This window comes from Streptomyces sp. NPDC104831 (genome assembly GCF_055583025.1).
Window position 1 is genome coordinate 20,776 of sequence record NZ_JBVJOT010000076.1, and the last position, 11,023, is coordinate 31,798.

General features: G+C 73.6%; 11 protein-coding genes. 7 read left to right on the forward strand and 4 right to left on the reverse strand.

Annotation, left to right across the window (positions count from 1 at the left end; genetic code table 11):
* Nucleotides 1-194 precede the first annotated feature (194 nt).
* The 3 genes from ACZ63H_RS34390 (at nt 195) to hemC (ending at nt 3,791) form a co-directional block, all read left to right on the forward strand.
* Nucleotides 195-1,670 carry an MFS transporter gene (locus tag ACZ63H_RS34390; protein ID WP_469871902.1) on the forward strand — a complete coding sequence of 492 codons (1,476 nt, stop codon included), beginning with the start codon at nt 195-197 and terminating at the stop codon, nt 1,668-1,670.
* A gap of 124 nt (nt 1,671-1,794) precedes the next feature.
* Nucleotides 1,795-2,751 (forward strand): ATP-dependent DNA ligase, encoded by a 957-nt coding sequence (locus ACZ63H_RS34395; protein WP_469871920.1) that lies wholly within the window; start codon nt 1,795-1,797, stop codon nt 2,749-2,751.
* A gap of 104 nt (nt 2,752-2,855) precedes the next feature.
* Complete coding sequence (gene hemC, locus ACZ63H_RS34400; protein WP_469871904.1) at nt 2,856-3,791, forward strand: hydroxymethylbilane synthase; 936 nt, start codon at nt 2,856-2,858, stop codon at nt 3,789-3,791.
* A 42-nt stretch (nt 3,792-3,833) separates the two neighbouring features.
* On the opposite strand, the gene ACZ63H_RS34405 is transcribed toward hemC, so the two are convergent.
* Nucleotides 3,834-4,358, reverse strand: a complete 525-nt coding sequence (locus ACZ63H_RS34405) for a hypothetical protein (protein ID WP_469871906.1) — start codon at nt 4,356-4,358, stop codon at nt 3,834-3,836.
* Nucleotides 4,359-4,761: 403 nt separating this feature from the next.
* Between ACZ63H_RS34405 and ACZ63H_RS34410 the strand changes: the two genes are divergently transcribed.
* Complete coding sequence (locus tag ACZ63H_RS34410; protein ID WP_467942564.1) at nt 4,762-5,553, forward strand: RNA polymerase sigma factor SigF; 792 nt, start codon at nt 4,762-4,764, stop codon at nt 5,551-5,553.
* 44 nt (nt 5,554-5,597) lie between these two features.
* Here ACZ63H_RS34410 and ACZ63H_RS34415 read toward each other — a convergent pair whose 3' ends face one another.
* Entirely contained in the window at nt 5,598-5,912 is a 315-nt protein-coding gene (locus ACZ63H_RS34415; RefSeq protein WP_469871908.1) for an ANTAR domain-containing protein, read from the reverse strand.
* Nucleotides 5,913-6,040: 128 nt separating this feature from the next.
* Between ACZ63H_RS34415 and ACZ63H_RS34420 the strand changes: the two genes are divergently transcribed.
* Nucleotides 6,041-6,853, forward strand: a complete 813-nt coding sequence (locus ACZ63H_RS34420; protein WP_469871910.1) for a VOC family protein — start codon at nt 6,041-6,043, stop codon at nt 6,851-6,853.
* Between the two features lie 25 nt (nt 6,854-6,878).
* On the opposite strand, the gene glgX is transcribed toward ACZ63H_RS34420, so the two are convergent.
* Entirely contained in the window at nt 6,879-9,023 is a 2,145-nt protein-coding gene (glgX, locus tag ACZ63H_RS34425) for a glycogen debranching protein GlgX (RefSeq protein WP_469871912.1), read from the reverse strand.
* Nucleotides 9,020-9,532 (reverse strand): pep a2, encoded by a 513-nt coding sequence (locus ACZ63H_RS34430; protein WP_469871914.1) that lies wholly within the window; start codon nt 9,530-9,532, stop codon nt 9,020-9,022. Before ACZ63H_RS34430 ends, glgX begins: the two co-directional genes overlap by 4 nt.
* Before the next feature lie 303 nt (nt 9,533-9,835).
* Between ACZ63H_RS34430 and ACZ63H_RS34435 the strand changes: the two genes are divergently transcribed.
* Together ACZ63H_RS34435 and ACZ63H_RS34440 are read left to right on the forward strand one after the other, a co-directional pair.
* Nucleotides 9,836-10,135, forward strand: a complete 300-nt coding sequence (locus ACZ63H_RS34435; RefSeq protein ID WP_469871916.1) for a DUF5133 domain-containing protein — start codon at nt 9,836-9,838, stop codon at nt 10,133-10,135.
* 112 nt (nt 10,136-10,247) lie between these two features.
* Nucleotides 10,248-11,023: maltotransferase domain-containing protein (locus ACZ63H_RS34440; RefSeq protein WP_469871918.1), on the forward strand; the 776-nt coding region annotated here is incomplete at its 3' end.

Here is an 11,023-nt window from a genome sequence, read left to right on the forward strand (position 1 = left end):
CAGCCGGTCACAGCCTACGGCGCGCGGGCCGCCCGCCCGGACCGGGCCCGCCCGGTGACCGACCGCTCCCCACACCCGCCACGGCGGACGGCCGCTCCCCACACCGGTCCCGGCGGACGACCGCTACAGTAAGTCAAGCAGTTGACTTAAAAAGCGGCCCGCCGCTCCCCCGTTCTCCCCGGAAGGTTCCCTTCATGTCCGACGCCCCCGCCCGGCCCGCCGAGCCCGGCCGCTCGGCGCCGTCCCGGCCCGGTGCCGTGGTCGCGGTGCTGGCCCTGGCCGGCATCACCGTGTCGCTGATGCAGACCCTGGTGATCCCGATCGTGCCCGAGCTGCCCGGCTATCTGCACGCCTCGCCGTCCGACGCCGCCTGGGCGGTCACCGCCACGCTGCTGGCCGCCGCCGTCGCCACCCCGGTGGCCGGCCGGCTCGGTGACATGTTCGGCAAGCGGCGCCTGCTGCTGGTCAGCCTGGCCCTGCTGGTGGCCGGCTCGGCGGTGTGCGCGCTCAGCGACCGGCTGGTGCCGATGATCACCGGCCGTGCGCTGCAGGGACTGGCCGCCGCGGTGGTCCCGCTCGGCATCAGCATCATGCGGGACGAGCTGCCGCCGCAGAAGCTGGCGGGCGGCACCGCGCTGATGAGCGCCTCGCTCGGGGTCGGCGGCGCCCTGGGGCTGCCCGCGGCCGCGTTCATCGCCGACCACTACGACTGGCACGTGCTGTTCTGGACCTCCGCGGGCCTCGGCGCCGTCGCTGCCGCGCTGGTGCTGGGACTGGTGCCGGAGTCCGACGTGCGCACCGGCGGCCGGTTCGACCTGACCGGAGCGCTCGGCATGGCCGTCGGGCTGGTCTCGCTGCTCCTCGCGGTCTCCAAGGGCGCCGACTGGGGCTGGGGCAGCGGCACCACCCTGGGTCTGCTCGCGCTCGCCGTGGTGGTCCTGGCGGCCTGGGGCCTCTTCGAGCTGCGCACGGCACAGCCCCTGGTGGACCTGCGCGCCACGGCCCGCCGCCAGGTGCTGTTCACGAACCTGGCCTCGATCGCGTTCGGCTTCTCCATGTTCGCGATGGCCCTCGTCCTGCCGCAGCTCCTCCAGCTGCCCGTCCAGACCGGCTACGGCCTGGGCAGGTCCATGCTCACCGCGGGCCTGGTGATGGCCCCGCAGGGCCTGGTGATGATGGCCACCGCCCCGGTCTCCGCCCTGATCACCAAGACGCGGGGCCCGAAGACCACCCTGATGACCGGTGCGGTGATCGTCGCCGCCGGGTACGCGCTCGGCGTCGTGCTGATGAGCGAGATCTGGCAGCTGGTGCTGGTCTCCTGCGTCATCGGCGCGGGCGTCGGCTTCGCCTACGGCGCCATGCCCGCGCTGATCATGGGCGCGGTCCCGGCCTCCGAGACGGCCGCCGCGAACAGCCTCAACACGCTGATGCGGTCGATCGGCACCTCGGTGGCCAGTGCCGTGGCGGGCGTGATCCTGGCCCAGATGACGATCAGCCTCGGCGGCCACGCGCTGCCGTCCGAGGACGGCTTCAAGGCCGTGATGGCGCTCGGCGCGGGCGCGGCGGCCCTCGCGTTCCTGCTCGCCGCGTTCCTCCCCCGGCACCGCCCGGCCGGCACCGCCCCCGCGTCCGCGACGGCCGCCGCCGCGCCGGCCGAGCCGGTCGGCTGACCCGGCGCCGGGGCGGCGGCGCGGGGCCCGTTCAGGGGAACCGCGCGGGAAAGGCGCGTGAGCGGGCCGGGGCCGGTCGAGACCTTCTGCCGTGACCGCCGCACCCCTGCCGCTCATCGCGCCGATGCTCGCCACCCCCGGCAGCCTGCCGCCCGCCGCCCAGGACCGGCGCTGGGCGTACGAGACGAAGCAGGACGGCCAGCGGGTGCTGGTCTACCTGCCCGGCGACGGCAGCGTGCTGCTGCGCGCCCGTTCCGGCGACGACATCACCGCGGCCTACCCCGAACTGAGGGCGCTGGGCGCCGCGCTGGGGTCCACGCCCGCCGTGCTGGACGGCGAGGTGCTGGCCCTGGACGAGCGGGGGCGCTCCGACTTCCAGCTGCTGCAGAGCCGGATGGGCCTCGCGCACGCCCCGGCGCGGGCGGCGCGCCGGGCCGCCCGGGTGCCGGTGCACCTGGTGCTGTTCGACGTGCCGTACCTGACCGGGCCCCTGCTGCGGCTGCCGTACGCGCGGCGGCGGGCCAGGCTGGAGGAGCTGGGCCTGAACGGGCCGTACTGGTCGACCCCGGGCGCGGTGACCGGGCACGGCGCCGAGGCGCTGCGCGCCACCCGGGAGCACGGGCTGGAGGGCCTGGTGTGCAAGCGGCTGGACTCGGTGTACGAGCCCGGGGTCCGCTCCCGCGCCTGGATCAAGATCCGGAACATGCGCGCGGAGGACGTGGTCGTCGGCGGCTGGCTGCCCGGCAGGGGCCGGCTGACCGGACTGCCCGGGGCGGTCCTGGCCGGCCAGCGCGACCCGGAGGGCCGGCTGCGCTACGTCGGCGGGGTGGGCACCGGCTGGAGCGAGGCGGAACGCGTCCGGCTGGCCGAACTGCTGCGGGACGCGGCGAGCGACCGGTGCCCCTTCGACCCGGTGCCGCGCATCCCCCAGGCGCGCTGGGTGCTGCCCCACCTGGTGGGCGAGGTCGCTTACAGCACCCGCACCCGGCACGGCATGCTGCGCCAGCCGTCCTGGCTGCGGCTCCGCTTGGACCTCACCCCCGAGGAGTCGGCGGCGGACCTGCCGGACGAGCCGGGCTGACCCCGGCCGGCGGACGAACTCCCGTGGCCGGGGCGGCCGGTGCCTCCCGTCCGGCGCGGGTGGTGCGACCGGCGCCGTCCCGGCCCAGGGTCTATCGTGTCCCCATGTCTGCACCGGAACTGATCCGCATCGTCTCCCGCGACTCCCCCATGGCCCTGGCCCAGGTCGAGCGGGTCCGCGCCGAGTTGGCCGTGCTGCACCCGGGAGTGCGCACCGAGGTCGTCCCGGTGAAGACGACGGGCGACAAGTGGATGGGCGATCTGTCGAAGGTCGAGGGCAAGGGGGCGTTCACCAAGGAGGTGGACGCGGCCCTCCTCGCCGGGGAGGCGGATCTCGCGGTCCACTGCGTGAAGGACGTGCCCGCCGACCGGCCGCTGCCCGCCGGCACGGTGTTCGCCGCGTTCCTGAGGCGCGACGACATCCGCGACGCGCTGGTCCACCCGGGCGGGCTGACCCTGGACGAGCTGCCGGCCGGCACCCGGATCGGCACCTCCTCGGTCCGCCGGATCGCCCAACTGGCCGCGACCCACCCGCATCTGGAGTGCGTGCCGTTCCGCGGCAACGCCAACCGCCGGCTGGAGAAGCTGGCCGCCGGCGAGGCGGACGCGCTGCTGCTCGCGGTGTCCGGCCTGGAGCGGATCGGCCGGAGCGACGTCATCAGCGAGGTGCTGTCGACGGAGACGATGATGCCGCCGATCGGCGCGGGCATCCTGGCCCTGCAGTGCCGGGAGGGCGACACCGGGCTGATCGACGCGGTGAGCGGCCTCGGCGACCCGGACACCCACCGGGAGGCGACCGCGGAGCGGATGTTCCTGCACGTGCTGCAAGGGCACTGCAACAGCCCGATCGCCGGGTACGCGCGCGTGGACCGCGGCGGCGAACTCTCGCTGCGGGCCTGCGTGTTCACCGCGGACGGCAAGACACGGCTGAACGCCCACGAGTGGGCGGGGCGGCTCGATCCGGCCACCCTCGGCACCTCGGTCGCGGTCGCGCTGCTGCGCCAGGGCGCGCGGGAGATCATCGACGGCATCCCGCACTGAGCCCCGCAGGGCGTCGGCCGGCGGGCCCGTACGGGGGCCGGGTCAGGCGGAGCCCGGCTCCGCCTGGTCGCGCAGGAAGGCGGAGACCTGGTGGGCGAGGCTGCCCTGCCCGGTGGCCGCGGGGGCGGCCGCCGGGGCCGGCTCCAGGACGCCGATGCCGCCCGCCCACAGCCGGCGGCCGGTCCACTCCTCGTCCACCCGCAGCTGCACCTGGACGTCCACGTGCCCGAGGGCGGCCTCGGGGGCGGCGGCGTAGACCACGGCGGTGGCCCGGCGCAGCGGGTAGACGTCGAAGCCCTCGATGAACTGGGAGTTGCGCCAGTCGATGAAGGCGCCCTCGCCGTCCGGGCCGACGCGGACGTCGATCTGGCCGTCCTCCAGGTGGATGCCGCAGGGCCGGGCGCCGCGGTTCTCCACGGTCACCCGGACACTGAAATACGTCAGCCCGGCGGCGGCGTCGTCCCGTCCACGCGGCGGCTCGGCCGCCTCCAGGCGGTGGACGCGGATCCGCAGACCGGCATGCTCCTCGCACTCCCGCCAGTCACCGACCACGTTCGGCTCGTACACAGTGCCCCTCTCGACCTTCGAGAGCTGCTGTCTATCTGTGTGCCGAGCACACTGTCAAATGGCCGGAACGCACCGTGGTCAGGGGAATTGGGGCCCGCTGACCGGTGATCAAGCGCTGCCCAGGAAGAACACCCGCGCGGCGGGTTCCGGCCGTCTTCGCCCGCGTGCCGCACATCACGTCCGGGACAAGATCGGCGACCCGTCCGACCCGTTGGTCCGTATAGCCCCTTTTCGTATTATTTGTTTAGAGATGTTCCCTGGCGGGAAAGGGCACAACAGTGCTTCGGACAGGAGGCACGTCCGTGGGAGACCGCGCACTGCCGGCCCCCGGTGTCCTATCCATGGTCCGAGCGCACCTCCCACGGTGTTGTCCCTTCAGCACCTGCTGAGAGAGGTGCGCGCGATGCGTGTCACTGGCAGCACGAAGACCCATCCCCACGACGACGCCCCGAAGACGGGCGCCGCCTTCGAGCGGCTCGCCGCACTGCCCGACGGCCCCGAGCGCCAGGCGCTCCGGGACGAGCTGGTCCGGTTGTGGCTGCCGATGGCCGAGCGGATCGCGGTGCGCTTCCGCGGCCGCGGCGAGGCCCTGGAGGACCTGTACCAGGTGGCCGCGCTGGGTCTGGTCAAGGCCGTCGACCACTACGACCCGGAGCGCGGCCGGGCCTTCGAGGCGTACGCGGTGCCCACCATCACCGGGGAGATCAAGCGGCACTTCCGGGACCACATGTGGACCCTGCACGTGCCCCGCCGGGTGCAGGACCTGCGCAACCGGGTCCGCGCCGCCGTGAAGGACCTGGCGCAGACCACGGGGGGCGGCACGCCCACCGTCGCCGAGATCGCCGCGTACACCCGGCTCAGCGAGGACGAGGTGCGCACCGGCATGGAGGCTCTGGAGTGCTTCTCCGCGCTGTCGCTGGACGCCGAGGTGTCCGGCACGGACGGCTACGCCCTCGGGGACTCCCTGGGCGGACCGGACCCCGGTTACGACCTCGTCGTGGACCGGGCGGCGGTCAGGCCGTGTCTGCAGGCGCTGCCCGAACGCGAGCGCACCATCCTCTACCTGCGGTTCTTCGGGGGGATGACCCAGAGCCGGATCGCCTCGCAGCTCGGGATCTCGCAGATGCACGTCTCGCGGCTGCTCAGCGGCTGCTTCGACCGGCTGCGCGAGGAACTGCTCGCGGAGATCCGCTGACCTCCGCGCCCGTACGACGGCCCCCTCCCGCCGCCGGTACGCCCCTACTCCCCCTCGGTCCCCGGCACCCTCTCGGGCCCGTACCGGTCCAGGGCGTCCTCCAGCTCGGCCCGGATGTGGTCCGGCAGGTCGCCGCGCCGCCCCCAGATCAGGATCAGCTCGGCGATGTGGCGCAGCTTGATGTTGGTGTGCTGGGAGACCTCCTTCAGCACCTGCCAGCCCTGGTCCGGGGTGATCCGGCCGAGGGCGACCACCATCCCGATCGCCTGGTCCACGACCGCGTGCGAGGCCATGGCCTCCTTCAGCTGGTCGACCTCCGCCTGCAACGCGGCGATCCGGTCCGGCTCGCTCTCTCCCATCCCTCCATCGTGCGCAGAGGGCTGTCCCCCTGCCACCCGGGGTACTCGACAGGCGCTCGCACCCCGTCCGGCCGGACACTGGTGGTATACCGGTGGCCGCCCGGCCCCGAGAGCAGGACCCGACTGCCATGAACCACGACAGCCCCGGTGGCGGACGGCGCGGACAGGACGTCGTCTCCACCCACTCCGTCTTCGGCGCGCCCTGCTGGGTGAGCCTGACCAGCCGTGATCTGAAGGCCACGCAGGAGTTCTACACGGCCGTCCTCGGCTGGCAGTGGCGCACCGCCAAGCTCGGCGAGCACTTCCGGATCGCGCTGGCGGGCGGGGTCCCGGTCGCGGGGATCGCCGCCGTCGCCTCCATGTGGCAGATGGCGGTGGCCTGGACGCCGTACTTCGCGGTGCGGGACGCGGACGTGGCCGTGTCCCGGGTCCGGGAGCGCGGCGGTACGGCCGCGGTCGGGCCGCTGTCCTTCGCACCCGGCCGGGCCGCGCTGCTCGCCGACCGGGACGGCGCCACGTTCGGGATCTGGCAGGGCGACCTGGTCACCAACTGGCAGGCGTGGCGGCGGGCGGCGCCCACCTTCGTGCGGCTGCACACCCGGGACGCCTTCGACGCGGCGATGTTCTACGGCGAGACCCTGGACTGGGCGACCGGGCAGCGGGGCTGCTGCGAGGTGGAGTACGACGGCGGCGAGGTGCTGCTGCGCAGCGAGGGCGACGTGGTGGCGCGCATCGACTCGGGCGCGGTGGAGGCCGCCCCGGACCCCTCGGTGCGGCCGCACTGGCAGGTCCACTTCGCGGTCACCGACGTGCCGGCCTGCGCCCGCGCGGCGGAGAAGCACGGCGGCAGCGTGCTGCGCGACGACGGCGAACGGGAGGCGATCCTGCGCGACGCCGACGGCGCCCAGTTCACGGTCACCGCGCGGGGCGCCTGCTGCTGAGCGCCCGTGCGCGGCGCCCCGGCGCTCAGGTCGCGGCGCGCGAGGGGCGGGAGAGCAGGACCAGGCCGCGGGCCTCGACGCGGAGCCGGGTGCCCGCCTTGCGTTCGCGTTCGTCGGGGACGCCGTCGGGGTCGGCGGTGTCGATCAGCGAGGTCCAGCGCTCGCCGAAGGACTCGTCGGGCAGCCGGAAGACGACCGGCTCCCAGTATCCGTTGACGAGCAGCAGGAAGGAGTCGTCGGTCATCGGGCGGCCGTAGGGGTCGCGTTCGGCGATGGCGTCGCCGTTGAGGAACACGCCGACCGAGTGCGCGTCCGCGCGCTCCCAGTCCCGGTCGGTCATCTCCCGGGCGTCGGGCCGCAGCCACACCAGGTCGGGCAGCGGCTGCCCGGCGTGGGTCGCGGTCTCGCCGCGGAAGAAGCGGCGGCGGCGCAGCACCGGGTGGGCGGCGCGCAGGGCGATCAGGCGCCCGGTGAAGCCGGCGAGGGCGCGCTGCTCGTCGGTGAGGTCCCAGTCCACCCAGGAGGTCTCGTTGTCCTGGCAGTAGGCGTTGTTGTTGCCCCGCTGGGTGCGGCCGAGTTCGTCGCCGTGGCACAGCATGGGGATGCCCTGCGACAGCAGCAGCGTGGCCAGCAGGTTGCGCTGCTGGCGGGCGCGCAGTTCCAGGACGGCCGGGTCGTCGGTCTCGCCCTCCGCCCCGCAGTTCCAGGACCGGTTGTGGCCCTCCCCGTCCCGGTTGTCCTCGCCGTTGGCCTCGTTGTGCTTGTCGTTGTACGACACCAGGTCGCGCAGCGTGAAACCGTCGTGCGCGGTGACGAAGTTGACGCTCGCGCGCGGCCGGCGCCGGCTGTGCTGGTAGAGGTCGGAGGAACCGGTCAGCCGGGAGGCGAACTCGCCGAGCGAGCCGGGCTCGGCCCGCCAGAAGTCCCGCACGGCGTCGCGGTACTTGCCGTTCCACTCCGACCACAGCGGCGGGAAGTTGCCCACCTGGTAGCCGCCCTCGCCCAGGTCCCACGGCTCGGCGATCAGCTTGACGCGGCTGATCACCGGGTCCTGCTGGATCAGGTCGAAGAACGCCGAGAGCCGGTCCACCTCGTGGAACTGCCGGGCCAGGGTGGCCGCGAGGTCGAAGCGGAAGCCGTCGACGTGCATCTCGGTGACCCAGTACCGCAGCGAGTCCATGATCAGCTGGAGCACGAAGGGGTGCCGCATCAGCAGGCTGTTGCCGGTGCCGGTGGTGTCGTAGTAGTGCGCCCAGTCGCCGTCGACCAGGCGGTAGTAGGAGGCGTTGTCGATGCCCCGGAAGGACAGTGTGGGGCCGCGTTCGTTGCCCTCGGCGGTGTGGTTGTAGACCACGTCGAGGATGACTTCGAGGCCGGCCGCGTGCAGCGCCTTCACCATGGCCTTGAACTCGTTGACCTGCTGGCCGCGGGTGCCGAAGGCGGCGTAGGCGTTGTGCGGGGCGAAGAAGCCGATGGTGTTGTAGCCCCAGTAGTTGGACAGCCCGCGGTCCTGGAGGACGCCGTCCTGGACGAACTGGTGCACCGGCATCAGCTCCACCGCCGTGACACCGAGCGAGGTGAGGTGCTCGGTCACGGCCGGGTGGGCGAGGCCGGCGTAGGTGCCGCGCAGCCGCTCGGGGATGTCCGGGTGGGTGCGGGTCAGGCCGCGGACATGGGCTTCGTAGATCACCGAGTCCGCGTACGGCGTCCGGGGCGGGCGGTCGTCGCCCCAGTCGAAGAACGGGTCGGTGACCACGCCCAGCATGGAGTGGCCGGCGCTGTCGGCCGGGGCGGGCCCGTCCGGGGCCCGCTCGTACAGCGAGGGGTGGTTGTCGATCTGGCCGTCCACGGCGCGGGCGTACGGGTCGAGCAGCAGCTTCGCGGGGTTGCAGCGGTGGCCGAACGCCGGCTGCCAGGGGCCGTGCACCCGGTAGCCGTAGCGCTGCCCGGGGCCCACACCGGGCAGGTGCGCGTGCCAGACGAACCCGTCGACCTCGTGCAGCCGGATGGGGGTCTCGGCGCCCGCGTCGTCGACGAGGACCAGCTCCACGCGCTCGGCGACCTCGCTGAACAGGGCGAAGTTGGTGCCCTGCCCGTCGAAGGCGGCGCCCAACGGGTAGGGGTGCCCGCTCCAGACGGGCACCCCCGTGCGTGCCGTGCGCGCGGTCACCGGCTGCCCTCCAGGGGGGCGTCACCGGCGGACGCCCGGCCGGCCAGCACGGCCACCGGCTCGTCGCGGGGGACCCTCAGGCCGGTGCGCAGCGTGGGGGCGGGGGCGAGCGGCACCAGCGGGACGCGCTGGCCGGCCCGGGCGCGCTGCGAGAACCAGATGATGGTGGTACCGGCGTCCGACGCGCAGCAGCCCCAGCCGTCGCTCATGGCGGCGATGTCCGCCAGGCAGGACCGCAGGTCGGGGTCCGGGCGCAGTTCCGGGTCGGCGCCGCCGAAGGCGGTGATCAGGTGCTGGCCGTTCCACCACATCTCGATGGAGGTGTGCTTGTCCCTCGCGTGCGCGTCGATCGCCCGCAGCAGCAGTTCGGCACCGCGCCGGACGGGGTCCACGAGGCTGTCCAGGTCCCAGTGGCGCAGATGGGCGGCCAGGATGCGGCCGACCTGTCCCACCCGTTCCGGACCGACCTCCACGTCGAGGTGGTAGTAGCAGGGCACTGCGGTCTTCATCGTCGCTTGCTCCTCACCGGCGAAGCTCTCGCTCCCCGCGCCCGCCCGGACGGAGTTCCGGGCACACAGCGTGAGCGCTGATCGCTTCAGAGTCATCTCCACGGTGCGCGCACTACGCCATTCGTGCAACACGAGCCCCGGACACACCACTCTCGTTGAAGATCCAACAAGACGCTGCGTCGTCGCGCGTGCACCATAAGTGAAAGCCTCGATCGCCGTAACGGTGCCGCGCCCTCCCCTGCGCGGACACCACCCGACCGTCGGGAACGCGCCCAGTCGAGAGCGTGGAAGGTGAAGAGGGCCATGCTGCTACCCGCCAAGGCCGAAGTGGCCCGGCAGCTGCGGCGGTACCGGGCGTGGGAGCGCGTGATGCTCGCCTCGCCGTACGACCGCACGGTCCGGGCCACCTTCGAGGACTCCGGGTACACCCTGTGCGTGCTGATGGGCAAGCGCTGCGCCCGCGAGGCCGCGGACGCGGCCGAGCGCTATCTCCGCACGAACCTGGTCACCTATCTGCGGGAGCAGGACGGGCGGCCGCAGCCGCGCCGGACGGCGAGAAGAGCGCCGCCGCCGGAGCGGCGTTCCACGGCGCCAAGCCCCTGACCTGGCACCGTACAAGGCGTTCCCTGCGGGACCGGCGAGCGGCCGGTCCCGGCTATTCGGATCGCGGGGCCGGGCCGGGCGCCCGGCTCCGCGCACGGCGGAGGTGAGAAACATGCGCAGGACCCCGGCCATCGGCCGTGTACCGGTACGTGATGTCCGGCCGGCCGTGGAGTGCGGCAGGCGCCCGGCGAAAGCGGTGGCCGGGGAGACGTTCGAGGTCACGGCCACCGTGTTCCGCGAAGGGCAGGACGCCGTGGGCGCGAATGTGGTCCTGCGTGATCCGAAGGGCCGGCGCGGCCCCTGGACGCCGATGCGGGAGCTGGCGCCGGGCAGCGACCGGTGGGGGGCGGAGATCACCCCGGACGTGACGGGACGCTGGACCTTCCGTGTGGAGGCGTGGAGCCATCCGCTGGCCACCTGGCGGCACACCGCGTCGGTGAAGGTGCCGGCCGGGATCGACACCGGCCTGGTCCTGGAGGAGGGCGCCGAGCTGTACGAGCGGGCCGCCGCCGGCGTGCCGAGGGGCCCCGAGCGGGACCTGGTGCTGGCCGCCGCCCGCGCCCTCGGCGACGACACCCTCTCGGTCCACCACCGGCTGAAGGCCGCCCTAGCCCCGGAGGTGGAGGAGGTGCTGGCCCGGTATCCGCTGCGGGAACTGGTCACCGCCTCCAACGCGATGCCCCTGCTGGTGGAGCGCGAACGCGCCCTGTACGGCTCCTGGTACGAGTTCTTCCCCCGCTCCGAAGGCACGGCCGAACACCCCCACGGCACCTTCCGCACCGCCGCCCGCCGGCTGGGACCCATCGCCGACATGGGCTTCGACGTCGTCTACCTCCCGCCCGTCCACCCCATCGGCACCACCTTCCGCAAAGGACCCAACAACTCCCT

Bases quoted from the DNA above. Each gene is read 5' to 3' on its own strand.
- ACZ63H_RS34390 (WP_469871902.1), top strand. From the start codon at position 195: ATGTCCGACGCCCCCGCCCGGCCCGCCGAGCCCGGCCGCTCGGCGCCG.
- ACZ63H_RS34395 (WP_469871920.1), top strand. From the start codon at position 1,795: ATGCTCGCCACCCCCGGCAGCCTGCCGCCCGCCGCCCAGGACCGGCGC.
- hemC (WP_469871904.1), top strand. From the start codon at position 2,856: ATGTCTGCACCGGAACTGATCCGCATCGTCTCCCGCGACTCCCCCATG.
- ACZ63H_RS34410 (WP_467942564.1), top strand. From the start codon at position 4,762: ATGCGTGTCACTGGCAGCACGAAGACCCATCCCCACGACGACGCCCCG.
- ACZ63H_RS34415 (WP_469871908.1), bottom strand. From the start codon at position 5,912: ATGGGAGAGAGCGAGCCGGACCGGATCGCCGCGTTGCAGGCGGAGGTC.
- ACZ63H_RS34420 (WP_469871910.1), top strand. From the start codon at position 6,041: ATGAACCACGACAGCCCCGGTGGCGGACGGCGCGGACAGGACGTCGTC.
- ACZ63H_RS34430 (WP_469871914.1), bottom strand. From the start codon at position 9,532: ATGAAGACCGCAGTGCCCTGCTACTACCACCTCGACGTGGAGGTCGGT.
- ACZ63H_RS34435 (WP_469871916.1), top strand. From the start codon at position 9,836: ATGCTGCTACCCGCCAAGGCCGAAGTGGCCCGGCAGCTGCGGCGGTAC.